Annotated in this window: 32 protein-coding genes; all 32 read left to right on the top strand. The window is 42.5% G+C overall.

Translation table 11 applies throughout. From position 1 onward, the window contains the following. Nucleotides 1–14 precede the first annotated feature (14 nt). The 32 genes from rpoB (at nt 15) to map (ending at nt 25,409) form a co-directional block, all read left to right on the top strand. Complete coding sequence (gene rpoB / locus BA79_RS16070) at nt 15–3,596, top strand: DNA-directed RNA polymerase subunit beta (protein WP_007496297.1); 3,582 nt, start codon at nt 15–17, stop codon at nt 3,594–3,596. Nucleotides 3,597–3,657: 61 nt separating this feature from the next. Beyond that, nucleotides 3,658–7,257, top strand: a complete 3,600-nt coding sequence (gene rpoC / locus BA79_RS16075) for a DNA-directed RNA polymerase subunit beta' (protein ID WP_035703898.1) — start codon at nt 3,658–3,660, stop codon at nt 7,255–7,257. A 146-nt stretch (nt 7,258–7,403) separates the two neighbouring features. After that, nucleotides 7,404–7,652, top strand: a complete 249-nt coding sequence (locus BA79_RS16080; protein ID WP_008345416.1) for a 50S ribosomal protein L7ae-like protein — start codon at nt 7,404–7,406, stop codon at nt 7,650–7,652. 113 nt (nt 7,653–7,765) lie between these two features. Beyond that, nucleotides 7,766–8,185 (top strand): 30S ribosomal protein S12, encoded by a 420-nt coding sequence (rpsL, locus tag BA79_RS16085; RefSeq protein ID WP_003216962.1) that lies wholly within the window; start codon nt 7,766–7,768, stop codon nt 8,183–8,185. A 121-nt stretch (nt 8,186–8,306) separates the two neighbouring features. Then, nucleotides 8,307–8,777 (top strand): 30S ribosomal protein S7, encoded by a 471-nt coding sequence (rpsG, locus tag BA79_RS16090; RefSeq protein WP_003216884.1) that lies wholly within the window; start codon nt 8,307–8,309, stop codon nt 8,775–8,777. A gap of 54 nt (nt 8,778–8,831) precedes the next feature. Next, entirely contained in the window at nt 8,832–10,910 is a 2,079-nt protein-coding gene (gene fusA / locus BA79_RS16095) for an elongation factor G (protein WP_007496301.1), read from the top strand. 117 nt (nt 10,911–11,027) lie between these two features. Next, the gene (tuf, locus tag BA79_RS16100; protein WP_007496302.1) at nt 11,028–12,218 is read left to right on the top strand and encodes an elongation factor Tu; all 1,191 of its coding nucleotides are present in this window, start codon (nt 11,028–11,030) and stop codon (nt 12,216–12,218) included. 108 nt (nt 12,219–12,326) lie between these two features. After that, on the top strand, nt 12,327–13,286 hold the full coding sequence (locus BA79_RS16105) for an alpha/beta fold hydrolase (protein ID WP_035703899.1): 960 nt from the start codon (nt 12,327–12,329) through the stop codon (nt 13,284–13,286). A 218-nt stretch (nt 13,287–13,504) separates the two neighbouring features. Next, nucleotides 13,505–13,813: a 30S ribosomal protein S10 gene (gene rpsJ / locus BA79_RS16110; protein WP_003156464.1), complete on the top strand. Its 309-nt coding sequence runs from the start codon at nt 13,505–13,507 to the stop codon at nt 13,811–13,813. A gap of 37 nt (nt 13,814–13,850) precedes the next feature. Further along, nucleotides 13,851–14,480: a 50S ribosomal protein L3 gene (rplC, locus tag BA79_RS16115; RefSeq protein ID WP_007496311.1), complete on the top strand. Its 630-nt coding sequence runs from the start codon at nt 13,851–13,853 to the stop codon at nt 14,478–14,480. Between the two features lie 27 nt (nt 14,481–14,507). Continuing rightward, a complete protein-coding gene (gene rplD / locus BA79_RS16120) occupies nt 14,508–15,131 on the top strand; it encodes a 50S ribosomal protein L4 (protein WP_007496312.1) in 624 nt (207 codons plus the stop codon). Then, nucleotides 15,131–15,418 (top strand): 50S ribosomal protein L23, encoded by a 288-nt coding sequence (gene rplW, locus BA79_RS16125; RefSeq protein WP_003217016.1) that lies wholly within the window; start codon nt 15,131–15,133, stop codon nt 15,416–15,418. The genes rplD and rplW overlap by 1 nt, the downstream gene beginning before the upstream one ends. A 28-nt stretch (nt 15,419–15,446) precedes the next feature. After that, complete coding sequence (rplB, locus tag BA79_RS16130) at nt 15,447–16,280, top strand: 50S ribosomal protein L2 (RefSeq protein WP_007496314.1); 834 nt, start codon at nt 15,447–15,449, stop codon at nt 16,278–16,280. Nucleotides 16,281–16,337: 57 nt separating this feature from the next. Further along, nucleotides 16,338–16,616 carry a 30S ribosomal protein S19 gene (gene rpsS, locus BA79_RS16135; protein ID WP_003216920.1) on the top strand — a complete coding sequence of 93 codons (279 nt, stop codon included), beginning with the start codon at nt 16,338–16,340 and terminating at the stop codon, nt 16,614–16,616. Nucleotides 16,617–16,633: 17 nt separating this feature from the next. Then, the gene (gene rplV, locus BA79_RS16140; protein ID WP_007496316.1) at nt 16,634–16,975 is read left to right on the top strand and encodes a 50S ribosomal protein L22; all 342 of its coding nucleotides are present in this window, start codon (nt 16,634–16,636) and stop codon (nt 16,973–16,975) included. A gap of 3 nt (nt 16,976–16,978) precedes the next feature. Next, nucleotides 16,979–17,635 (top strand): 30S ribosomal protein S3, encoded by a 657-nt coding sequence (gene rpsC, locus BA79_RS16145; protein ID WP_003217241.1) that lies wholly within the window; start codon nt 16,979–16,981, stop codon nt 17,633–17,635. A 1-nt stretch (nt 17,636) separates the two neighbouring features. After that, nucleotides 17,637–18,071, top strand: coding sequence for a 50S ribosomal protein L16 (gene rplP, locus BA79_RS16150; protein WP_003225801.1), 435 nt, complete (start codon nt 17,637–17,639; stop codon nt 18,069–18,071). After that, complete coding sequence (rpmC, locus tag BA79_RS16155; RefSeq protein ID WP_003217155.1) at nt 18,061–18,261, top strand: 50S ribosomal protein L29; 201 nt, start codon at nt 18,061–18,063, stop codon at nt 18,259–18,261. Before rplP ends, rpmC begins: the two co-directional genes overlap by 11 nt. A 25-nt stretch (nt 18,262–18,286) precedes the next feature. Then, a complete protein-coding gene (gene rpsQ, locus BA79_RS16160) occupies nt 18,287–18,550 on the top strand; it encodes a 30S ribosomal protein S17 (protein ID WP_003216906.1) in 264 nt (87 codons plus the stop codon). 39 nt (nt 18,551–18,589) lie between these two features. Further along, complete coding sequence (gene rplN / locus BA79_RS16165) at nt 18,590–18,958, top strand: 50S ribosomal protein L14 (protein ID WP_003216882.1); 369 nt, start codon at nt 18,590–18,592, stop codon at nt 18,956–18,958. Nucleotides 18,959–18,993: 35 nt separating this feature from the next. Further along, nucleotides 18,994–19,305: a 50S ribosomal protein L24 gene (gene rplX / locus BA79_RS16170; RefSeq protein WP_007496325.1), complete on the top strand. Its 312-nt coding sequence runs from the start codon at nt 18,994–18,996 to the stop codon at nt 19,303–19,305. Between the two features lie 25 nt (nt 19,306–19,330). Next, nucleotides 19,331–19,870, top strand: coding sequence for a 50S ribosomal protein L5 (gene rplE / locus BA79_RS16175; RefSeq protein ID WP_003217159.1), 540 nt, complete (start codon nt 19,331–19,333; stop codon nt 19,868–19,870). A 22-nt stretch (nt 19,871–19,892) separates the two neighbouring features. Further along, complete coding sequence (gene rpsN / locus BA79_RS16180) at nt 19,893–20,078, top strand: 30S ribosomal protein S14 (RefSeq protein ID WP_008356542.1); 186 nt, start codon at nt 19,893–19,895, stop codon at nt 20,076–20,078. A gap of 31 nt (nt 20,079–20,109) precedes the next feature. Beyond that, the gene (gene rpsH, locus BA79_RS16185) at nt 20,110–20,508 is read left to right on the top strand and encodes a 30S ribosomal protein S8 (protein ID WP_007496327.1); all 399 of its coding nucleotides are present in this window, start codon (nt 20,110–20,112) and stop codon (nt 20,506–20,508) included. A gap of 31 nt (nt 20,509–20,539) precedes the next feature. Next, entirely contained in the window at nt 20,540–21,076 is a 537-nt protein-coding gene (gene rplF, locus BA79_RS16190) for a 50S ribosomal protein L6 (protein ID WP_008345395.1), read from the top strand. A 32-nt stretch (nt 21,077–21,108) separates the two neighbouring features. Further along, nucleotides 21,109–21,471, top strand: a complete 363-nt coding sequence (gene rplR, locus BA79_RS16195) for a 50S ribosomal protein L18 (RefSeq protein ID WP_003216951.1) — start codon at nt 21,109–21,111, stop codon at nt 21,469–21,471. Nucleotides 21,472–21,495: 24 nt separating this feature from the next. Beyond that, nucleotides 21,496–21,996, top strand: coding sequence for a 30S ribosomal protein S5 (gene rpsE / locus BA79_RS16200; protein ID WP_007496332.1), 501 nt, complete (start codon nt 21,496–21,498; stop codon nt 21,994–21,996). Between the two features lie 13 nt (nt 21,997–22,009). Continuing rightward, the gene (gene rpmD, locus BA79_RS16205) at nt 22,010–22,192 is read left to right on the top strand and encodes a 50S ribosomal protein L30 (RefSeq protein WP_003217067.1); all 183 of its coding nucleotides are present in this window, start codon (nt 22,010–22,012) and stop codon (nt 22,190–22,192) included. A gap of 30 nt (nt 22,193–22,222) precedes the next feature. Then, a complete protein-coding gene (gene rplO, locus BA79_RS16210) occupies nt 22,223–22,663 on the top strand; it encodes a 50S ribosomal protein L15 (RefSeq protein ID WP_003216888.1) in 441 nt (146 codons plus the stop codon). 1 nt (nt 22,664) lies between these two features. Further along, the gene (gene secY, locus BA79_RS16215; RefSeq protein WP_007496334.1) at nt 22,665–23,957 is read left to right on the top strand and encodes a preprotein translocase subunit SecY; all 1,293 of its coding nucleotides are present in this window, start codon (nt 22,665–22,667) and stop codon (nt 23,955–23,957) included. A 55-nt stretch (nt 23,958–24,012) separates the two neighbouring features. Next, on the top strand, nt 24,013–24,666 hold the full coding sequence (locus BA79_RS16220) for an adenylate kinase (protein ID WP_007496336.1): 654 nt from the start codon (nt 24,013–24,015) through the stop codon (nt 24,664–24,666). Next, nucleotides 24,663–25,409 carry a type I methionyl aminopeptidase gene (gene map / locus BA79_RS16225; protein WP_007496338.1) on the top strand — a complete coding sequence of 249 codons (747 nt, stop codon included), beginning with the start codon at nt 24,663–24,665 and terminating at the stop codon, nt 25,407–25,409. Before BA79_RS16220 ends, map begins: the two co-directional genes overlap by 4 nt. Nucleotides 25,410–25,494: the final 85 nt, after the last annotated feature.

The raw sequence follows: 25,494 nt of genomic DNA on the forward strand, positions 1-25,494 counted from the left end.
GAGGGGTGAATCAGTTGACAGGTCAACTAGTTCAGTATGGACGACACCGCCAGCGCAGAAGCTACGCACGCATAAGCGAAGTGTTAGAATTACCAAATCTCATTGAAATTCAAACCTCTTCTTATCAGTGGTTTCTTGATGAGGGTCTTAGAGAGATGTTTCAAGATATATCCCCAATTGAGGATTTTACTGGTAACCTTTCTCTTGAATTCATTGATTACAGCCTAGGGGATCCTAAGTATCCTGTAGCAGAATCAAAAGAACGTGATGTAACTTACTCTGCTCCACTAAGAGTAAAAGTTCGTTTAATTAACAAAGAAACTGGAGAAGTAAAAGACCAGGATGTGTTTATGGGTGATTTCCCAATCATGACAGACACAGGTACTTTTATCATTAATGGTGCGGAACGTGTAATCGTTTCTCAGTTAGTACGTTCTCCAAGTGTATATTTCAGTGGTAAAGTAGACAAAAACGGTAAAAAAGGTTTTACTGCGACTGTCATTCCAAACCGTGGCGCATGGTTAGAATACGAAACTGATGCGAAGGATGTAGTCTATGTACGCATCGATCGCACACGTAAGTTGCCGGTTACGGTTCTTTTGCGTGCTCTCGGCTTCAGCTCTGATCAAGAGATACTTGACCTCATTGGCGAGAATGAATACTTACGCAACACGTTGGAAAAGGACAATACAGAGAATGCCGATAAAGCACTTCTCGAAATCTACGAGCGTCTTCGTCCCGGAGAGCCGCCAACTGTTGAAAATGCGAAAAGCTTGCTAGACTCTCGCTTCTTTGATCCGAAGAGATATGACTTAGCAAATGTTGGACGCTACAAGATTAATAAGAAGCTTCATATTAAAAATAGACTATTCAATCAAAAATTGGCTGAAACGCTAGTTGATCCTGAAACAGGTGAAATCCTAGCAGAAAAAGGTCAAATTTTAGATAGAAGAGTGCTTGATAAAGTTCTTCCATACTTAGAAAACGGCATCGGATTTAGAAAGCTTTATCCAAACGGTGGCGTAGTAGAGGATGAAGTAGAACTTCAATCTATCAAGATTTATGCACCAACTGATCAAGAAGGCGAGCAAGTGATCAACGTGATTGGTAATGCATATGTAGAGGAAGCTGTGAAGAACATCACGCCTTCTGACATCATTGCTTCAATCAGTTACTTCTTTAATCTGCTTCATGGAGTAGGTGACACAGATGATATCGATCACCTTGGTAACCGTCGTCTGCGTTCTGTAGGTGAACTTCTGCAAAACCAATTCCGTATTGGTTTAAGCAGAATGGAGCGTGTTGTTCGTGAAAGAATGTCTATTCAAGACACGAACACGATCACACCTCAGCAGCTGATCAACATCCGTCCTGTGATCGCTTCTATCAAAGAGTTCTTTGGTAGCTCTCAGCTTTCTCAGTTCATGGATCAAACAAACCCGCTTGCTGAATTGACACACAAACGTCGTCTATCAGCGCTTGGACCGGGTGGTTTGACACGTGAGCGTGCAGGAATGGAAGTTCGTGACGTTCACTATTCTCACTATGGTCGTATGTGTCCGATTGAAACACCAGAGGGTCCAAACATTGGTTTGATCAACTCTCTATCTTCATTTGCGAAAGTGAATCGCTTCGGATTTATCGAAACACCTTACCGTCGGGTTGATCCTGAAACAGGTAAAGTGACGCCGAGAATCGATTACCTAACAGCTGATGAAGAGGATAACTACGTAGTAGCACAAGCGAACGCTATATTAGGTGAAGATGGTTCGTTTATCGATGATAATATCATTGCTCGTTTTAGAGGGGAAAACACCGTTGTTCCTCGAAACCGCGTTGACTACATGGACGTTTCGCCGAAGCAGGTTGTTTCTGCAGCGACAGCATGTATCCCATTCTTAGAAAACGATGACTCTAACCGTGCTCTAATGGGAGCGAACATGCAACGTCAGGCTGTGCCTTTGATGCAGCCGGAATCACCGATTGTTGGTACAGGTATGGAGTATGTATCAGGTAAAGACTCTGGTGCTGCTGTGATCTGCCGTTACCCAGGTGTTGTAGAACGTGTTGAAGCGAAGAATATTTGGGTTCGCCGTTATGAAGACGTTGACGGACAACAAGTCAAAGGAAACCTAGACAAATACAGCTTGCTGAAATTTGTCCGCTCTAACCAAGGGACTTGCTACAACCAGCGCCCAATTGTAAGTGTTGGAGATGAAGTCGTCAAAGGAGAAATCCTTGCAGACGGTCCTTCTATGGAAAAAGGTGAATTGGCTCTAGGACGTAACGTCATGGTCGGCTTCATGACTTGGGACGGTTACAACTATGAGGATGCGATCATTATGAGTGAGCGCCTTGTAAAAGATGACGTCTACACTTCTATTCATATTGAAGAATATGAATCAGAAGCTCGTGATACAAAGCTTGGACCAGAAGAAATTACGCGTGATATTCCAAACGTTGGAGAGGATGCTTTACGCAACCTTGACGAGCGCGGAATCATCCGTATTGGTGCAGAAGTAAAAGACGGAGACCTTCTTGTCGGGAAAGTAACGCCTAAAGGTGTAACAGAACTAACAGCTGAAGAACGTCTATTACATGCAATCTTCGGTGAAAAGGCTCGTGAAGTGCGTGATACGTCTCTACGTGTACCACACGGCGGCGGCGGAATCATCCACGATGTCAAAGTCTTTAACCGTGAAGATGGAGATGAATTACCACCAGGTGTTAACCAGTTAGTTCGCGTATACATCGTTCAGAAGCGTAAAATTTCTGAAGGTGACAAAATGGCCGGACGACATGGTAACAAAGGGGTTATCTCTAAAATCCTTCCAGAAGAAGATATGCCGTATCTTCCAGACGGAACACCGATTGATATCATGTTAAACCCTCTAGGGGTACCATCTCGTATGAATATCGGTCAGGTACTTGAGCTTCATATGGGTATGGCTGCACGTTACCTAGGCATCCACATTGCGTCACCAGTATTTGATGGTGCTCGTGAGGAAGATGTTTGGGAAACACTTGAAGAAGCAGGTATGTCCCGTGATGCGAAAACAGTCCTTTATGATGGTCGAACTGGTGAACCATTCGACAACCGTGTATCTGTTGGAATCATGTATATGATCAAACTGGCTCACATGGTTGACGATAAACTTCACGCACGTTCAACTGGACCATACTCACTTGTTACGCAGCAGCCACTGGGCGGTAAAGCACAGTTTGGTGGACAGCGTTTCGGAGAGATGGAAGTATGGGCACTTGAAGCTTACGGTGCAGCATATACACTTCAAGAAATCTTAACTGTAAAATCGGATGACGTTGTGGGTCGTGTGAAAACATACGAAGCGATCGTCAAAGGGGATAACGTACCTGAACCAGGTGTCCCTGAATCATTCAAAGTATTAATTAAAGAACTTCAAAGTTTAGGTATGGATGTGAAAATTCTATCTGGCGATGAAGAAGAGATAGAAATGAGAGATTTAGAAGACGATGAGGAAACGAAGAAAGCAGACGGATTAGCGTTATCTAATGACGAAGATGCTGCAGACCTCGCACCTGTCGATCTTGAACGTGACGCAGTCACAAAAGAATAGCAGAAACGATTAGAGCAAGTGACTAGGGTATAACCCGAAGATTAAAAGGGAGGTAGGCCCCTTGCTAGATGTGAACAATTTTGAGTATATGAACATCGGTCTCGCATCACCTGATAAAATCCGTTCTTGGTCTTTTGGTGAAGTGAAAAAGCCTGAAACGATTAACTATCGTACACTGAAACCGGAAAAAGATGGTCTCTTTTGTGAACGTATCTTCGGACCGCAAAAAGACTGGGAATGTCATTGTGGAAAGTATAAACGCGTTCGTTATAAGGGTGTTGTATGTGACCGTTGTGGTGTAGAAGTAACACGGGCAAAAGTCCGTCGTGAGAGAATGGGGCATATCGAACTGGCTGCCCCAGTTTCCCACATTTGGTATTTCAAAGGTATCCCAAGCCGTATGGGTCTTGTTCTAGATATGTCACCACGTGCGTTAGAAGAAGTGATTTACTTCGCTTCTTACGTCGTGACTGATCCGGGCAACACACCGCTTGAGAAGAAACAACTTCTTTCTGAGAAAGAATTCCGTGCTTATTTAGATAAATACGGTAACACCTTCCAAGCAGCTATGGGTGCAGAAGCAATTAACAAACTTCTTCAAGATATCGATCTTGTGAAAGAAGTAGATACACTCAAAGAAGAGCTAAAAACAGCTCAAGGACAGCGTCGTACACGTGCGATCAAACGCCTTGAAGTGTTGGAAGCTTTCCGTAACTCAGGAAACAAACCGTCTTGGATGATCCTTGATGTACTTCCGGTTATTCCACCAGAATTACGTCCAATGGTTCAGCTTGATGGCGGACGTTTTGCTACTTCTGACTTGAACGACCTTTATCGTCGTGTCATCAACCGTAACAACCGTCTGAAACGTTTATTAGATCTTGGCGCGCCAAGCATCATCGTTCAGAACGAGAAGCGTATGCTTCAAGAAGCTGTCGATGCCTTGATTGATAATGGACGTAGAGGCCGACCAGTAACAGGACCAGGAAATAGACCATTGAAATCTCTTTCTCACATGCTGAAAGGGAAACAAGGACGTTTCCGTCAAAACTTGCTTGGTAAACGTGTTGACTATTCTGGACGTTCCGTTATCGTCGTTGGACCACATTTGAAAATGTATCAGTGTGGACTTCCGAAAGAAATGGCTCTTGAACTATTCAAACCATTCGTGATGAAGGAGCTTGTTGAAAAAGGATTAGCTCACAACATTAAGAGCGCGAAACGTAAGATTGAGCGCGTGCAGCCGGAAGTTTGGGATGTTTTAGAATCAGTAATTCGTGAGCATCCAGTTTTACTAAACCGTGCACCAACTCTTCACAGACTTGGTATTCAAGCGTTTGAACCTACACTTGTGGAAGGACGCGCAATTCGTCTGCATCCACTTGTATGTACTGCCTACAACGCTGACTTTGATGGTGACCAAATGGCGGTTCACGTACCATTATCTGCTGAAGCTCAAGCTGAAGCTCGTATCTTAATGCTTGCTGCTCAAAACATTTTGAACCCGAAAGATGGAAAACCTGTTGTTACGCCATCTCAGGATATGGTGCTAGGTAACTACTACCTTACACTTGAGCGTAAAGGTGCTATCGGAGAAGGTATGGTCTTCAAAGATACGAACGAAGCCCTTCTAGCTTATCAAAATGGGTATGTGCATCTTCATACACGTGTAGCTGTTGCAGCTAACTCGTTGAAGAATGTGACATTCACTGATGAACAGCGTTCTAAATTGTTGATTACAACAGTTGGAAAACTAATCTTTAACGAAATCTTACCGGAATCATTCCCATACATGAATGAACCGACTAAGAGCAATATTGAAGAAAAAACGCCTGACCGCTTCTTCCTTGAAAAAGGTGAAGATGTCAAAGCTGCGATTGAGAAACAAGAAATCAATGCGCCGTTCAAAAAAGGTATTTTAGGTAAAATCATTGCGGAAATCTTTAAGAGATTCCATATCACTGAGACATCTAAAATGCTTGACCGCATGAAAAATCTTGGTTTCAAATACTCTACTAAAGCGGGTATTACGGTTGGGGTGTCTGATATCGTCGTATTAGATGATAAACAGAAGATCCTCGAAGAAGCGCAAGCAAAAGTAGATAACGTCATGAAGCAATTCAGACGTGGTTTGATTACAGAAGAAGAGCGTTATGAGAGAGTCATTTCGATCTGGAGTTCTTCTAAAGATGTCATCCAAGGTAAACTGATGAAGTCCCTTGATGAAGTCAACCCAATCTACATGATGAGTGACTCTGGAGCGCGTGGTAACGCATCTAACTTCACTCAGCTGGCTGGTATGCGTGGTCTGATGGCCAACCCGGCTGGACGTATCATTGAACTTCCGATTAAATCTAGTTTCCGTGAAGGTTTAACAGTATTGGAATACTTTATTTCCACTCACGGAGCGCGTAAAGGTCTTGCCGATACAGCTCTTAAAACAGCTGACTCAGGTTACCTCACGCGTCGTCTCGTTGACGTTGCACAGGATGTTATTATCCGTGAAACAGATTGCGGTACAGACCGTGGAATCTTGGCGAAGTCCATTAAAGAAGGAAATGAAATTATTGAGAAACTTGAAGAACGTCTTATCGGACGTTTTGCAAGAAAACCAATTATTCATCCTGAAACGGGCGAAGTCATTGTTGGCGAAAACGAACTAATTGATGAAGATAAAGCACTTGAAGTGGTTGAAGCAGGAATCGAGGAAGTATGGATCCGTTCTGCATTTACATGTAACACGCCTCATGGTGTATGTAAACGATGCTACGGCCGTAACCTTGCAACTGGTACTGACGTTGAAGTCGGTGAAGCAGTTGGAATCATCGCTGCACAATCGATCGGTGAGCCAGGAACACAGCTTACAATGCGTACGTTCCACACCGGTGGGGTAGCAGGAGACGATATCACTCAAGGTTTACCTCGTATCCAAGAGTTATTTGAAGCGCGTAATCCGAAAGGGCAGGCAACCATTTCTGAAATTGATGGTGTCGTTGCTGAAATTAACGATGTTCGTGACAAGCAGCAGGAAATTGTGGTTCAAGGCGAAGTTGAAACTCGCTCTTACACAGCTCCTTACAATGCACGTCTGAAAGTTGTTGAAGGTGACAAAGTCACTCGTGGTCAAGTACTGACAGAAGGTTCAATCGATCCGAAAGAACTTCTTAAAGTGACTGACATGACAGCTGTTCAAGAATATCTGCTTCATGAAGTACAAAAAGTATACCGTATGCAAGGGGTAGAAATCGGAGATAAGCACGTAGAAGTAATGGTTCGCCAAATGCTTCGTAAAGTGCGTGTCGCTGATGCAGGGGATACAGATGTATTACCAGGCACACTTCTTGATGTACACCAATTCACAGAAGCGAACAAAAAAGTACTATTCGAAGGCAAACGTCCTGCAACAGGCCGTCCAGTTCTTCTTGGTATTACAAAAGCATCGCTTGAAACAGACTCATTCTTGTCTGCAGCATCCTTCCAAGAAACGACTCGTGTCCTAACAGATGCGGCGATCAAAGGAAAACGTGATGAACTGCTTGGCTTGAAAGAGAATGTCATCATCGGTAAACTTGTTCCTGCTGGAACTGGAATGCCAAACTACCGTAAAGTTAAGCCGGTTTCACAAGTGCAGCCGTCTGACGATATGGTTCCTGTAGAGTAATCTTTCTCTTAAGATTTCTATAAAAATCATCAAAAAATGGTGAAGGATGTCAAGATATTCTGTCAAACGATATTGACATCCTTCTGCCATGATGATAATATAACCAAGGTGCTCAAAATAAAACCTGTTACTTTGGAGGATATTCGATGTCTTATGATAAAGTATCACAGGCTCAATCCATTATTATTGGTACGAAGCAAACAGTAAAAGCTCTGAAACGAGATTCAGTGAAGGAAATCGTCGTAGCGAAAGATGCTGATCCTGCTTTAACCGCTAGTGTAATGAAACTAGCGCAAGAGAAGGGTGTAGACATTTTAGTGGTAGATTCCATGAAAAAGCTCGGCAAGGCCTGCGGAATTGAAGTTGGGGCAGCAGCTGTTGCCATTATGTTATAGCGTACTTGTTTTGTTTTTGCATGCTTAAAATGCAAAAGCATTGTTTTTTGCCTTTTGATGAACCACCTGGGTATGTGGGTTATAAAAAAAGTAATGAAGGGAGGAATAACAACATGCCTACAATTAATCAGCTAATACGCAAAGGACGCGTGAGTAAAGTTGAAAACTCAAAGTCTCCTGCACTTAACAAAGGATACAACAGTTTCAAAAAAGAGCACACTAACGTAACATCTCCACAGAAGCGCGGGGTTTGTACTCGTGTCGGTACAATGACACCGAAAAAACCAAACTCAGCACTACGTAAATATGCTCGTGTACGTTTGTCTAACCTGATTGAGGTAACAGCTTACATTCCTGGTATCGGACATAACCTACAAGAGCACAGTGTAGTACTTATCCGTGGCGGACGTGTAAAAGACTTACCGGGTGTACGTTACCACATCGTTCGTGGTGCGCTTGATACTGCCGGAGTTGACGGTCGTATGCAAGGACGTTCTAAATACGGAACAAAACGCCCTAAACAAAGCAAATAATATAAACAAACATAAGGGTTTTTAGAAGTTGAGTTCAGATCAGTGGAGTCAGGCAGCTGACAATGAAATTGAGATGAAAGACAGATAGAAATCCTTTTAAAAGAGAAGGGAGGCTATTCAGATGCCACGTAAAGGTCCTGTAGCAAAAAGAGACGTTTTGCCAGATCCAATTTACAATTCTAAACTTGTATCTCGTTTGATCAACAAAATGATGATCGACGGTAAAAGAGGAAAGTCACAAACTATTCTCTACAAGTCATTTGATATCATCAAAGAACGTACTGGTAATGAAGCGATGGAGGTTTTCGAACAAGCCTTGAAAAACATCATGCCAGTTCTTGAAGTTAAAGCACGTCGTGTAGGTGGAGCTAACTACCAAGTTCCTGTAGAAGTTCGCCCAGATCGTCGTACGACTTTAGGTCTTCGTTGGTTAGTAAACTACGCTCGTCTTCGTGGAGAAAAAACGATGGAAGAGCGTCTTGCTAACGAAATCCTTGACGCAGCTAACAACACTGGTGCTGCTGTTAAGAAACGTGAAGATACACACAAAATGGCAGAAGCGAACAAAGCATTCGCTCACTACCGCTGGTAGGATTTATACCAAACTAAAAAAACTATTCCCTAATAAGGAAGGAGAAATTACCCAATGGCAAGAGAGTTCTCCTTAGACAAAACTCGTAATATTGGTATCATGGCTCACATCGATGCCGGTAAAACGACAACGACTGAGCGTATCTTGTACTACACTGGTCGTATCCATAAAATTGGTGAAACTCACGAAGGAGCTTCACAAATGGACTGGATGGAGCAGGAGCAAGAACGTGGTATTACAATCACTTCTGCTGCTACTACAGCACAATGGAAAGGTTACCGTGTAAACATCATTGATACACCAGGACACGTAGACTTCACTGTTGAAGTTGAACGTTCTTTGCGTGTACTTGATGGTGCGGTTGCTGTTCTTGATGCACAATCAGGTGTAGAGCCTCAAACTGAAACAGTTTGGCGCCAAGCAACAACTTACGGAGTACCTCGTATCGTATTCGTTAACAAAATGGATAAAACCGGTGCGGACTTCCTTTACTCTGTAAGCACATTAAGAGATCGTCTTCAAGCGAACGCTCATGCAATTCAATTGCCGATCGGCGCTGAAGATCAATTCGAAGGAATCATCGACCTTGTAGAAAACGTAGCATACTTCTACGAAGATGACCTTGGAACTCGCTCTGATGCACAAGAAATCCCTGCTGAGTATAAAGACAAAGCTGAAGAGCTTCGCAGCAGCTTGATTGAAGCTGTCGCTGAGCTTGATGAAGAGCTTATGGAAAAATACCTTGAGGGTGAAGAAATCACAATTCCTGAATTGAAAGCTGCAATCCGTAAAGGAACGTTGAATGTTGAATTCTACCCAGTTCTTGTTGGATCTGCTTTCAAAAACAAAGGTGTTCAGCTTGTACTTGACGCTGTGCTTGACTACCTTCCTGCACCAACTGATGTTGCTGCAATCAAAGGTACATTGCCAGATACAAATGAAGAAGTTGTACGTGAGTCTACTGATGACGCACCATTCGCAGCTCTTGCATTTAAAGTTATGACTGACCCTTATGTTGGGAAACTAACTTTCTTCCGCGTATACTCTGGAACACTTGATTCTGGTTCTTACGTGAAGAACTCTTCTAAGAACAAGCGTGAGCGTGTTGGACGTATCCTTCAAATGCACGCAAACAGCCGTGAAGAAATCTCTACTGTATATGCAGGGGATATCGCAGCAGCTGTTGGTCTTAAAGATACATCTACTGGTGATACTCTTTGTGACGAGAAAAATCTTGTTATCCTTGAGTCTATGGAATTCCCAGAGCCAGTTATCGATGTAGCTATCGAGCCTAAATCTAAGGCTGACCAAGATAAAATGGGTATCGCTTTAGCTAAACTAGCTGAAGAGGATCCAACATTCCGTACACAAACAAACACTGAAACTGGTCAAACGATCATCTCTGGTATGGGTGAGCTTCACCTTGATATCATTGTTGACCGTATGAAGCGTGAGTTCAAGGTTGAAGCTAACGTAGGAGCCCCTCAAGTTGCGTACCGTGAAACATTCCGTTCTAGTGCAAAAGTTGAAGGTAAATTCGTACGTCAGTCTGGTGGACGCGGTCAGTTCGGACACGTTTGGATCGAATTCGAACCAAACGAAGAAGGCGCAGGCTTCGAATTCACAAATGCAATCGTCGGTGGGGTTGTTCCACGTGAATACATTCCAGCAATTCAAGCAGGTCTTGAAGATTCACTAGAAAATGGTGTATTAGCTGGATTCCCATTAATCGACATCAAAGCAAAATTATTCGATGGATCTTACCACGATGTTGACTCTAACGAAATGGCGTTTAAAATTGCTGCATCTATGGCATTGAAAAATGCTGTCAGCAAATGTAACCCAGTTCTACTTGAGCCAATGATGAAAGTAGAAGTCGTTATCCCAGAAGAATACATGGGAGACATCATGGGTGATATCACATCTCGTCGTGGACGTGTAGAAGGTATGGAAGCTCGCGGTAACGCTCAAGTTGTTCGCGCTATGGTTCCACTTTCTGAAATGTTCGGATATGCAACTGCACTCCGTTCTAACACACAAGGACGCGGTACTTTCACTATGCACATGGATCACTACGAAGAAGTGCCTAAGAGCATCAGTGAAGAAATCATCAAAAAAAATAAAGGTGAATAATTGATTTTGCCTTTAAACTAAAGTATAACTACTATTGAAGATCAGAAAGTGGGAGGTAACTCTTCACTTTCTATCACTCATACCAAATACAATGAACCTTTAAGGAGGATTTTTAGAATGGCTAAAGAAAAATTCGACCGTTCCAAATCGCATGCTAACATTGGTACAATTGGACACGTTGACCATGGTAAAACAACTCTAACTGCTGCTATCTCAACAGTTCTTCATAAGAAATCTGGTAAAGGTACAGCTATGGCTTATGACCAAATCGATGGTGCTCCAGAAGAGCGCGAGCGTGGAATCACAATCTCAACTGCACACGTTGAGTATGAAACTGAAACTCGTCACTATGCACACGTAGACTGCCCAGGACACGCTGACTATGTTAAAAACATGATCACTGGTGCTGCTCAAATGGACGGCGCGATCTTAGTAGTATCTGCTGCTGATGGTCCAATGCCACAAACACGTGAGCACATCCTACTTTCTCGTAACGTAGGTGTTCCTTACATCGTAGTATTCCTTAACAAATGTGACATGGTTGACGATGAAGAGTTACTTGAACTTGTTGAAATGGAAGTTCGTGACCTTCTTTCTGACTATGACTTCCCTGGTGACGATGTACCAGTTATCAAAGGTTCTGCTCTTAAAGCTCTTGAAGGTGATGCTGATTACGAAGCAAAAATCTTCGAACTTATGGATGCGGTTGATGAGTACATCCCAACTCCAGAGCGTGACACTGAGAAGCCATTCATGATGCCAGTTGAGGACGTATTCTCAATCACTGGTCGTGGAACAGTTGCTACTGGTCGTGTTGAGCGTGGACAAGTTAAAGTCGGTGACGAAGTTGAAATCATCGGTCTTCAAGAAGAAAACGGTAAAACAACTGTTACAGGTGTTGAAATGTTCCGTAAACTTCTTGACTATGCTGAAGCTGGTGACAACATCGGTGCACTACTTCGTGGTGTATCTCGTGAAGATATCCAACGTGGTCAAGTACTTGCTAAACCAGGTACAATCACTCCACATAGCCGTTTCAAAGCTGAAGTTTATGTACTTTCTAAAGAAGAGGGTGGACGTCATACTCCATTCTTCACTAACTACCGTCCGCAGTTCTACTTCCGTACAACTGACGTAACTGGTATCGTACATCTTCCAGAGGGTACTGAAATGGTTATGCCTGGCGATAACACTGAGATGGAAGTTGAACTTATCTCTACTATCGCTATCGAAGAAGGAACTCGTTTCTCTATCCGTGAGGGTGGACGTACTGTAGGTTCTGGCGTCGTTTCTACTATCATTAAGTAATAACAGTTAAAAGAGACTCCTTGCAAAAGGGTCTCTTTTTTTGCTTTTCCAGTGCATAACGGCTACTATAAGCTATAGAATCTAAATGGAACCGAGAGGATCACTGGAATGGCGAAGATAATGTTGAAAAAGTGGCTGATTGGCGGGCTTGATCAATGGATTATGATAAAAGAAGATCAAGCGAAAAAAACAAAACCTGTTTTATTATTTTTACACGGTGGCCCAGGGTCAGCTCAGATGAGTTATATCGATTCCTTTCATAAGGAACTTGATCAAGACTTCACTGTTGTTCATTGGGACCAGCGCGGTGCAGGACTGTCTTATCAAAAAAACATTCCTGAGTCTTCTATGACCATTGGGCAATTCGTAGAGGATACGATTGAGCTTACAGAAAAACTGCTTTCTTATAATGATCAAACGAAAATATACATTGCGGGTTATTCATGGGGATCATTAATTGCGATACAAGCTGTACATAAACGACCAGATTTGTATCATGCCTATTATGGAATTAGTCAGGTGGTTGATGTATTAAAAGAGGATATTGTATCGTACGAACTTCTTCTAAAAAAATATCAAGACAAGCATTTCTTCAGTAGATGTCTAAGATTGCTGACACCACCTCCTTGGAAACGCACCTCTGCTCATGCTTTGTTCTCTCTATACAAAGAGTTCGCAAAAGTAGGGCTCACGCATAGGTGGAAGCCACTTTTTCAAATGCTGTACGCATTTCTCGTTAGTAAGCATTATCAGCTAAAAGATAAGTGGAAATTCCTTATGGGACAGAAGTATAGCCAGGATATGCTGTGGGACGAGCTGATGAACGAAAGCATTCAATACCGAGTTTCTTCTATATTAATACCCTGCTACTTTATCATCGGTGAACATGACATGATTACACCAGCTGCTGTATCAAAACCATATGTTGATCAACTTACAGCACCAATAAAAGAGTGGTTTACTTTTAAAGAATCTGCGCATTCTCCGCATATTGAAGAGCCAGAAGAATTTATTCGTATCGTCAGGAAGACAGCTACACATCATCTTCAGGGAAAGCTTGATTTATAGGCTGAACCCCTGTATAATATGAAAAGTGTGCAAATCATAAATTTATCCGATTTATTATTGCAACACGCAGGCCAATTTGGTACAATAGTGCATGTTGGTCTTTGACTGCGATGAAGTGAGAGGTTGCTGACACACCCGGCCGCTTTGCCATGGCAAGGTGATCAGGTTTTTCTCACGGAGAACTGTCTAACGTAAGTAGGCGAAAAGGAGGGAAAATAATGGCAAAACAAAAAATTCGTATTCGTTTAAAAGCATATGATCATAGAATTCTTGATCAATCTGCTGAGAAGATTGTTGAAACGGCTAAGCGTTCTGGTGCTAGTGTATCTGGTCCAATCCCGCTTCCAACTGAAAAATCAGTTTACACAATCCTTCGTGCGGTGCATAAGTACAAAGATTCTCGTGAGCAATTCGAGATGCGTACTCACAAACGTCTAATCGACATCGTGAATCCAACTCCGCAAACAGTTGATGCACTTATGCGTTTAGATTTACCATCCGGTGTAGATATCGAAATCAAACTTTAATTCAAATAGAAAACACATATTATAGGAGGTGTGACGAATGACCAAAGGAATCTTAGGTAGAAAAATTGGTATGACGCAAGTATTCGCAGAAAACGGTGATCTTATCCCTGTAACTGTTGTTGAGGCTGCTGCTAACGTTGTTCTTCAGAAGAAGACTACTGACACGGATGGCTATGAAGCAATCCAAATCGGTTTTGACGACAAACGTGAGAAGCTTTCTAACAAACCAGAGAAAGGCCACGTTGCTAAAGCGGAAACTGCTCCTAAGCGCTTCGTAAAAGAATTACGCGGTGTGGAGTTAGATGCGTATGAAGTTGGTCAGGAAGTCAAAGTTGATATTTTCGCAAATGGAGATATCGTAGATGTAACAGGAACATCAAAAGGTAAAGGATTCCAAGGGGCTATCAAACGCCACGGACAATCACGCGGACCAATGACTCACGGTTCACGTTACCACCGTCGTCCTGGTTCAATGGGACCTGTTGATCCAAACCGAGTATTCAAAGGTAAACTTCTTCCAGGACGTATGGGCGGAGAGCAAATCACTGTCCAAAATCTTGAGATCGTTAAAGTTGATGCAGAACGCAATCTTCTTTTGATCAAAGGTAACGTACCAGGAGCTAAAAAATCTCTAGTAACTGTAAAGAGTGCAGTTAAAACTAAATAACTCTCTTAGGAAAGGAGGAAACAAGTCATGCCAAAAGTAGCATTATTTAACCAAAACGGTTCTACTAACGGTGAAATCGAATTAAACGCTTCTGTGTTTGGAATTGAGCCAAACGAAAGCGTAGTATTCGATGCTATTCTTATGCAAAGAGCTTCCTTACGTCAAGGAACTCACAAAGTAAAAACTCGTTCTGAAGTACGTGGCGGAGGTCGTAAACCTTGGAGACAGAAGGGTACAGGTCGTGCTCGTCAAGGTTCTATCCGTTCACCACAATGGCGCGGAGGCGGTATCGTATTCGGTCCAACACCACGCAGCTATTCTTATAAATTACCTAAAAAAGTTCGCCGCTTGGCTATCAAGTCAGTATTGTCTTCTAAAGTAATCGACAACAACATCATCGTTCTTGAAGATCTTACTCTTGATGCAGTGAAAACGAAAGAATTCGCAGGCATCCTTAAAGGGTTATCTGTTGAGAAGAAAGCGTTGATCGTCACTGCGGATGCAAACGAAACAGTTGCTTTATCTGCTCGTAACATCCCTGGAGTAACAGTTGTTGAAGCTAACGGTATCAACGTTCTTGACGTTGTCAACCACGACAAACTTCTGATCACTAAAGCAGCGGTTGAAAAAGTAGAGGAGGGACTTGCATAATGAAAGATCCTCGTGATGTTCTAAAGCGCCCTATCATTACTGAACGTTCTGCTGATCTAATGACAGAGAAGAAGTATACGTTCGAAGTTGATGTCAGAGCTAACAAGACAGAAGTGAAAGACGCTGTTGAAGAAATCTTTGGAGTGAAAGTTGAGAAAGTCAACGTTCAAAACTACAAAGGTAAATCAAAACGCGTTGGACGCTACACTGGTATGACTAGCCGTCGCAGAAAAGCGATCGTGAAATTAACTGCTGACAGCAAAGAAATCGAAATTTTTGAAGCGTAAATCTTAAAAAGAAGGAGGGAAATTCAAAATGGCGATTAAAAAGTATAAACCAACCAGTAATGGTCGTCGTGGCATGACTACTTCAGATTTTGCTGAAATCACGACTGACAAACCAGAAAAATCGTTGCTTGCACCGCTTCACAGAAAAGGCGGACGTAACAACCAAGGTAGATTGACTGTTCGTCATCAAGGTGGCGGTCACAAACGTCAATACCGTATCATCGACTTTAAGCGTGATAAAGACGGTATACCTGGACGCGTTGCTACAATCGAGTATGATCCAAACCGTTCAGCGAACATCGCTCTTGTAAACTATGCAGATGGTGAGAAACGTTACATTCTTGCTCCGAAAGGAATCCAAGTTGGTACTGAAGTTACTTCTGGACCAGAAGCTGACATCAAACCAGGTAATGCTCTTCCACTTATCAACATCCCAGTTGGTACAGTTGTGCATAACATTGAATTAAAACCAGGTAAAGGTGGACAATTAGTTCGTTCTGCTGGTACTTCTGCTCAAGTTCTAGGTAAAGAAGGTAAATACGTTCTTGTACGTTTGAACTCTGGTGAAGTACGCATGATCCTTTCTGCTTGCCGTGCGACTATCGGTCAAGTTGGAAACGAACAACACGAACTAATCAACATCGGTAAAGCTGGACGTTCTCGCTGGAAAGGCGTACGCCCAACAGTTCGTGGTTCTGTAATGAACCCTAACGATCACCCACACGGCGGTGGTGAAGGACGCGCTCCAATCGGACGTAAATCACCAATGTCTCCATGGGGTAAACCGACTCTTGGATTCAAGACTCGTAAGAAAACCAACAAGTCTGATAAATTCATTGTACGTCGTCGTAAAAACAAGTAACGGGGTTGTCTACGGTTCATTTAGGACCGTAGTTCAATCACGAAGGGAGGTTCCACAATGGCTCGCAGCTTAAAAAAAGGACCATTTGTTGATGATCATTTGATGGCTAAAGTCGAGAAATTGAATGAAACTGACAAAAAGCAAGTCGTAAAAACTTGGTCTCGTCGTTCTACAATTTTCCCACAATTCATCGGTCACACAATCGCTGTCTATGACGGACGCAAACATGTACCTGTTTTCATTTCTGAAGATATGGTAGGTCACAAATTGGGCGAATTCGCACCAAGCCGTACTTACAAAGGTCATGCTAGTGACGATAAAAAAACAAGACGCTAATGAGAGGAGGCTTTTAAATGCAAGCTAAAGCTGTCGCAAGAACAGTCCGTATTGCTCCTCGTAAAGCACGTCTAGTAATGGACCTGATCCGAGGTAAGCAAGTAGGAGAAGCAGTTTCTATCTTAAACCTTACACCTAAGGCTGCTTCACCAATTATTGAAAAAGTATTAAAATCTGCTATCGCAAATGCTGAGCACAACTACGAGTTGGACGCTAACAGCCTAGTGATTACTCAAGCATTCGTTGACGAAGGTCCAACACTTAAGAGATTCCGTCCACGTGCTATGGGTCGTGCGAGCGCAATTAACAAACGTACTAGCCACATTACAATCGTTGTATCAGAAAAGAAGGAGGGATAATCCGTGGGTCAAAAGGTAAATCCAGTAGGTCTTCGTATTGGCGTCATTCGTGATTGGGAATCTAAATGGTTCGCAGGAAAAGATTACGCTGACTTCTTACATGAAGACTTGAAAATCCGTGAATTCATCAGCAAGCGTTTGTCTGACGCGTCTGTTTCTAAAGTAGAAATCGAACGTGCTGCAAACCGCGTAAATATCACAATCCACACGGCTAAACCAGGTATGGTAATTGGTAAAGGCGGATCTGAAGTTGAAGCACTTCGTAAAGCTCTTAACAGCCTAACTGGCAAACGTGTACACATCAACATTCTTGAAATCAAGAGAGCAGATCTTGATGCTCAGCTAGTTGCTGAAAACATCGCTCGTCAACTTGAAAATCGTATTTCATTCCGTCGTGCACAAAAACAAACAATCCAACGCACAATGCGTGCTGGAGCACAAGGAATCAAAACAATGGTTTCTGGTCGTCTTGGCGGTGCAGATATTGCTCGTTCTGAATATTACAGTGAAGGTACTGTTCCATTGCACACACTTCGTGCTGACATCGACTATGCTACTGCTGAAGCTGATACTACTTATGGTAAGCTTGGCGTAAAAGTATGGATCTATCGTGGAGAAGTCCTTCCAACTAAGAAGAATACTGCGGAAGGAGGAAAATAATATGTTATTGCCAAAACGCGTGAAGTATCGCAGAGAACATCGTGGAAAAATGCGTGGTCGTGCAAAAGGCGGCACGGAAGTACATTTCGGTGAGTTCGGTATCCAAGCTCTTGAAGCTTCTTGGATCACTAACCGTCAAATCGAAGCTGCTCGTATTGCTATGACTCGTTACATGAAACGTGGCGGTAAAGTTTGGATCAAAATTTTCCCTTCTAAGCCATACACAGCTAAACCTCTAGAGGTCCGCATGGGTTCCGGTAAAGGTGCTCCAGAAGGCTGGGTAGCTGTAGTAAAACCGGGCAAAGTTTTATTTGAAATTTCTGGTGTGTCTGAAGAAGTTGCTCGTGAAGCTCTTCGTCTTGCATCTCACAAATTGCCAATTAAAACGAAGTTCGTAAAACGTGAAGAAATTGGTGGTGAATCAAATGAAAGCTAATGAAATTCGTGACCTTACCACTGCTGAAATTGAACAAAAAGTAAAGTCTCTTAAAGAAGAACTTTTCAATCTTCGTTTCCAATTAGCGACTGGGCAGCTTGAAAACACTGCTCGCATTCGTGAAGTGCGTAAATCAATCGCACGCATGAAAACTGTGATTCGTCAAAGAGAAATCGCTGCTAATAAATAATAATTAGAGGGGAGGCCCCGCAAACATGAGCGAACGTAACCAACGTAAAGTGTATCAAGGTCGTGTTGTTTCTGACAAAATGGATAAAACCATCACTGTTGTAGTTGAAACATACAAAAAGCATTCACTTTATGGCAAACGTGTAAGATACTCTAAAAAGTTCAAAGCACATGATGAAAACAACCAAGCAAAAATCGGAGACATCGTAAAGGTCATGGAAACTCGTCCATTATCTGCGACTAAACGCTTTCGTCTAGTTGAAGTTGTCGAAGAAGCTGTTATTATCTAATAAAGTTCGGATTTCTTTTTCCGAAGGGAGGTAACATTAATGATTCAACAGGAGACTCGTTTAAAAGTAGCTGACAACTCTGGCGCACGCGAAGTACTAACGATTAAAGTTCTTGGTGGCTCTGGACGTAAAACGGCTAACATCGGTGATGTCATTGTTTGTACGGTTAAACAAGCAACACCAGGAGGCGTTGTCAAAAAAGGTGAAGTTGTGAAAGCAGTTATCGTTCGTACTAAGAGCGGAGCTCGTAGAAACGATGGATCTTACATCAGTTTTGATGAAAATGCATGTGTCATCATTCGTGACGACAAGAGCCCACGTGGAACTCGTATCTTCGGACCAGTAGCACGTGAACTTCGTGAAAACAACTATATGAAAATTGTTTCTTTAGCACCAGAAGTACTTTAATGAATACAATCCGCGACTCAAGGAGGTGCGATTAAATGCATGTTAAAAAGGGCGATAAAGTAGTGGTTATCTCTGGTAAAGATAAAGGTAAACAAGGTGTCATCCTTGCTGCTTTCCCTAAAAAGGACCGTGTTTTAGTAGAAGGTATTAACCTTGTGAAAAAACACTCTAAACCAACCCAAGCTAACCCTCAAGGCGGAATTTCTGAACAAGAAGCGCCGATCCACGTATCAAACGTAATGCCGCTTGATCCTAAAACGGGTGAAGTGACACGTATTGGATATAAAGTTGAGGACGGAAAGAAAGTCCGTGTAGCGAAAAAATCTGGGCAAGTTCTAGATAAATAGTAAATAAGGAAGGGAGGTCTTTCTCATGAACCGCCTTAAAGAAAAGTATGTAAAAGAAATTACACCTGCATTAGTTTCTAAGTTTGAATACAAATCAGTAATGCAAGTGCCAAAAATCGAAAAAATCGTGATCAACATGGGTGTTGGTGACGCCGTTCAAAACGCTAAAGCAATCGATACTGCTGTTGAAGAATTAACGTTTATCGCTGGTCAAAAACCTGTCGTTACTCGTGCGAAGAAGTCTATTGCTGGATTCCGTCTACGTGAAGGAATGCCAATCGGTGCGAAAGTAACACTTCGCGGAGAGCGCATGTACGATTTCCTTGATAAACTTATTTCTGTATCTTTACCACGTGTACGTGACTTCCGCGGGATTTCTAAGAAATCTTTCGACGGTCGTGGAAACTACACGCTTGGTATTAAAGAACAGTTAATCTTCCCAGAAATTGATTACGATAAAGTAACAAAAGTCCGCGGTATGGATATCGTTATCGTTACGACTGCCAACACGGACGAAGAAGCACGTGAGTTATTAACTCAAGTAGGTATGCCGTTCCAGAAATAATCAATGAAAGGGAGGCGAAATCGTGGCTAAAAAGTCTATGATTGCGAAACAACAACGCAAACAAAAGTTTAAAGTTCAAGAGTATACGCGCTGCGAACGTTGTGGACGTCCACATTCAGTAATTCGCAAGTTTAAACTTTGCCGTATTTGTTTCCGCGAACTTGCATATAAAGGACAAATTCCTGGCGTTAAAAAAGCCAGCTGGTAATCCCCATAAATGGGAAGGAGGTTATTAAATAATGGTTATGACAGATCCGATTGCAGATTTGCTGACTCGTATTCGCAATGCGAACATGGTACGTCATGAGAAGCTAGAAGTACCGGCTTCAAAAATCAAAAGAGAAATTGCTGAAATCTTAAAGCGTGAAGGTTTTATCCGTGACGTTGAGTACGTCGAAGACAGCAAACAAGGAATTATCCGTTTGTTCCTTAAATACGGCCAAAACAACGAACGTGTTATCACTGGTCTTAAAAGAATCAGTAAACCTGGTTTACGCGTATATGCGAAATCAAATGAAGTACCACGTGTACTTAACGGACTTGGAATCGCAATTATTTCTACATCACAAGGTGTTTTATCGGACAAAGAAGCCCGTGCTAAACAAGCTGGTGGAGAAGTACTTGCTTACGTATGGTAAAAAAAGTTTAAGATGAATGGAGGTGCTTGGTATGTCTCGTATAGGTAAAAAGCTAATCGAGATCCCTTCAGGAGTAACTGTGACAAACAACGATAACACAGTGACAGTAAAGGGACCAAAAGGTGAACTAACTCGTGCATTTCACCCTGATATGGAAATTAAAATTGAGGACAACGTCTTAACTGTAAGCCGTCCGTCTGAAAATAAAGAACACCGTGCATTACATGGTACAACACGTAGCTTAATTGCAAACATGGTTGAAGGTGTATCTAAAGGTTTCGAAAGAGGTTTAGAACTAATCGGTGTCGGTTACCGTGCAGCTAAATCTGGAAACAAACTTGTTCTTAACGTTGGATACTCTCACCCAGTTGAAATCGTTCCTGAGGCTGGAGTTGAAGTAGAAGTTCCATCTCAAACGAAAGTAATCGTTAAAGGTATCGATAAAGAGCGTGTAGGAGCTCTAGCTTCTAACATCCGCGCTGTCCGTGCTCCAGAGCCTTACAAAGGTAAAGGAATTCGTTACGAAGGTGAATTCGTTCGCCGTAAAGAAGGAAAAACTGGTAAGTAAGATCGCTTAATGTGAAGAAAGGAGTGACTCGGATGATTACGAAAACTAGCAAAAACGCTACTCGTCTTAAAAGACACGCTCGTGTTCGTGCGAAACTTTCAGGTACTGCTGAAAGACCTCGCCTTAACGTTTTCCGTTCTAACAAGAACATCTACGCTCAAGTAATTGATGATGTTAACGGTGTAACACTTGTAAGTGCTTCTACTCTTGATAAAGAGTTAAAGATCGAGAATAGTTCTGACGCTGCAGCTGCTACTAAAGTTGGCGAACTTGTTGCAAAACGTGCTGTTGAAAAAGGCATCTCTAACGTGGTATTTGACCGCGGAGGATACTTATATCATGGACGTGTAAAAGCTCTAGCTGAAGCTGCTCGTGAGGCTGGACTTAAATTTTAATAAAAGAAGGAGGGACACATCCGAATGAGTCGTATTGACCCAAGCAAATTAGAGTTAGAAGAACGCTTAGTTACGGTTAACCGGGTAGCGAAAGTTGTTAAAGGTGGACGTCGTTTCCGTTTTGCAGCTTTAGTTGTTGTCGGTGACAAAAACGGTCATGTAGGATTCGGTACTGGTAAAGCACAAGAAGTACCAGAAGCGATCCGCAAAGCTGTTGAAGACGCGAAAAAGAATTTAATTGAAGTACCAATGGTTGGAACTACAATTCCACATGAAATCATCGGTCGATTCGGTGCAGGAAACGTTCTATTGAAGCCTGCTTCAGAAGGTACAGGAGTTATCGCTGGAGGCCCAGTGCGTGCGGTACTTGAGCTTGCTGGTCTAGCTGATATCCTTTCTAAATCTCTAGGTTCTAATACACCGATCAACATGATCCGCGCAACACTTCAAGGTTTAAGTGAACTTAAACGTGCTGAAGATGTAGCGAAGCTTCGTGGAAAATCTGTAGAAGACCTGTTAGGATAAGGAGGGAACAATAATGGCAAATAAATTAGAAATTACCCTCAAACGCAGTGTAATCGGTCGCCCGGAAGATCAGCGTGTCACTGTTCGTACTCTTGGTCTAAAGAAAACAAACCAAACAGTCGTACATGAAGACAATGCAGCGATCCGCGGCATGATTAACAAGGTGTCTCATTTAGTTTCTGTTAAAGAACAATAAAACATTTTTAATCGATAAGGAGGTGCCCAAATGAAACTTCATGAATTGAAGCCTTCAGAAGGTTCACGTAAAGTACGCAACCGTGTTGGTCGTGGTATTGGATCAGGTAACGGTAAAACTTCTGGTAAAGGTCATAAAGGTCAAAACGCTCGTTCTGGCGGCGGTGTACGCCCTGGATTCGAAGGTGGTCAAATGCCTTTATTCCAACGCCTTCCAAAACGTGGTTTTACAAACATCAACCGTAAAGATTACGCGGTAATCAACTTAGACAGATTAAACAGTTTTGACGAAGGAACGGAAGTCACTCCTGAACTTCTTCTAGAGACTGGTGCAATAAGCAAGTTAAAAGCAGGAGTAAAAATTCTTGGCAACGGTAAATTAGAAAAAAAATTAACTGTAAAAGCCAATAAATTCTCTGCTTCTGCTAAAGAAGCGATTGAAGCTGCTGGCGGTACAGCCGAGGTGATCTAACTTGTTTAAGACAATCTCCAATTTTATGCGTGTGAAAGATATACGGAATAAGATTATATTTACACTTTTAATGTTAGTCGTCTTTCGTATAGGTGCTTTCATCCCTGTGCCTAATGTGAACGCCGAAGTTCTCCAGGCACAGGATCAAATGAGTGTTTTCGGAATCCTCAACACGTTTGGGGGCGGGGCACTTTTCCAATTCTCCATTCTTGCAATGGGGATTATGCCGTATATCACTGCTTCGATCATCATCCAGCTCTTGCAGATGGATGTTGTACCGAAGTTTACTGAGTGGTCAAAGCAAGGAGAGGTTGGCCGCCGAAAATTAGCACAATTCACAAGGTATTTTACAATTGTTCTAGGATTTATCCAGGCGTTAGGAATGTCATATGGATTTAACAATATGGCAGGAGGCATGCTGATTGAAAACCCAGGTGTTTCAACGTATCTCTTAATTGCGGTCGTACTCACTGCGGGAACAGCATTTTTAATGTGGCTGGGAGAGCAGATTACTGCTCACGGTGTTGGTAACGGTATTTCGATTATTATCTTTGCCGGTATCATCGCAGGTATCCCTCAAACATTAAAGCAAGTGTACGCTCAGCAATTTGTAGGTGGAGATGGACAGCTGTTCATGCAAATCCTGAAAATTGCCCTTATTGTGATTGCTATTCTTGTCATTGTTATCGGTGTTATTTACATTCAAATGGCAGTGAGAAAGATTGCGATTCAATATTCAAAAGGAACTGGCCGTGCACAAATGTCTGCTAGTCAAGCAACGCACCTTCCATTGAAAGTGAATCCAGCAGGGGTGATTCCAGTCATCTTTGCCGTTTCGTTCATTATTACTCCGCAGACGATCGCATCGTTCTTCGGAACAAATAATGTGACAACCTGGATAACTAACAACTTTGACTATACTAAGCCAATCGGTATGACGATTTATGTAGCACTGATTGTTGCTTTCACATATTTTTATGCCTTTGTCCAAGTAAACCCTGAACAAATGGCTGAAAATCTGCAAAAGCAGGGTGGCTATATCCCGGGAGTTCGTCCAGGGAAAATGACTCAAGATAGAATTACGAGCATTTTGTACCGACTCACGTTTGTGGGCGCCATTTTCTTAGCCGTGATTTCAATACTTCCTATCTTTTTCATTCAATTCGCTGGATTACCTTCCGCTGCACAAATTGGCGGCACAAGTCTTCTCATTGTTGTAGGTGTTGCACTTGAAACAATGAAACAGCTTGAAAGCCAATTAGTGAAACGAAACTACCGTGGATTTATGAAATAAAACAGAGGGCTGGGCTCCTGCCCAACCTCTCTAAGTAAGGAAGGGGAAATCCGAAATGAACTTAGTCTTAATGGGGCTTCCGGGTGCTGGTAAAGGCACTCAGGCAGAACGAATTGTTGATGATTATGGGATCCCTCATATCTCAACAGGAGATATGTTCCGTGCTGCTATGAAAGAGGAGACACAACTTGGACTCGAAGCAAAATCCTTTATCGATAAAGGAGAGCTTGTTCCTGATGAGGTCACAATCGGTATTGTTAGAGAAAGACTTGGCAAGAATGATTGTGAACAAGGTTTTCTTCTGGACGGATTTCCGCGAACTGTCGCTCAGGCTGAAGCTTTAGAAGACATTCTAAAGGACCTTGGCAGAACGATTGATTATGTCATTAATATTAAAGTCGATAAAGATGCTTTGATGGAGCGTCTGACTGGCCGAAGAATTTGCAAAGATTGCGGAGCAACATATCATTTAGTATTTAATCCACCTGCGAAAGAAAATGTTTGTGACAAGTGTGGAGGCGAGCTTTATCAACGTGCAGATGATAATGCAGAAACCGTTTCTACAAGACTTGAAGTGAACTTAAAGCAGACTGAACCTTTACTGAATTTCTATTCAGAAAAAGGATATCTTGCAAACATTGATGGTGCGAAGCACATTAACGATGTTTACGCTGATATCAAGGACCTGCTTGGGGGATTAAATAAATGATTATCTGTAAAACTCCTCGCGAGCTTGAGATTATGAGAGAAGCTGGACGCATTGTCGCACTGACTCATGAAGAGCTGAAGAAACACATAAAACCAGGTATTTCGACAAAAGAATTGGATCAAATTGCCGAACGTTTTATTACAAAGCAGGGTGCAATCCCATCTTTTAAAGGGTATAATGGTTTTCGCGGGAGCATTTGCGTTTCGGTGAATGAAGAACTCGTTCACGGTATTCCTGGTAAACGGGTTTTACGTGATGGAGACATCATTAGTATCGATATCGGCGCAAAGTTAAATGGCTATCATGGTGACTCTGCTTGGACTTATCCAGTTGGGGTAATCAGTGATGAGGACCGCAAACTACTGGAAGTCACAGAGGAATCTCTATATAAGGGCTTACAGGAAGCAAAGCCAGGTGAACGTCTGTCAAACATTTCCCATGCCATACAAACGTATGTTGAAGGTGAGAATTTCTCAGTTGTTAGAGAATATGTTGGACATGGGGTCGGACAGGATCTTCATGAGGACCCTCAAATTCCTCATTATGGTCCGCCGAACAAAGGCCCACGGCTCAAACCTGGAATGGTGTTGGCCATCGAACCGATGGTGAACGCAGGCAGCCGATATGTGAAAACACTGGCTGATAACTGGACGGTTGTAACGGTTGATGGGAAAAAGTGTGCTCACTTTGAGCATACGATTGCGATTACAGATACAGGTTTTGATATACTGACTAAGATTTAGGTCTTCACTGAAGCCTTTCAGGCCCAAATCGGGCAGGTTGTCTGTATAGTCCAAGGAAAGAACAAGATCAGTATACAGTTGTCAT

The organism is Bacillus altitudinis 41KF2b, assembly GCF_000691145.1.
In the GTDB taxonomy this organism is placed as follows: Bacteria; Bacillota; Bacilli; order Bacillales; family Bacillaceae; genus Bacillus; species Bacillus altitudinis.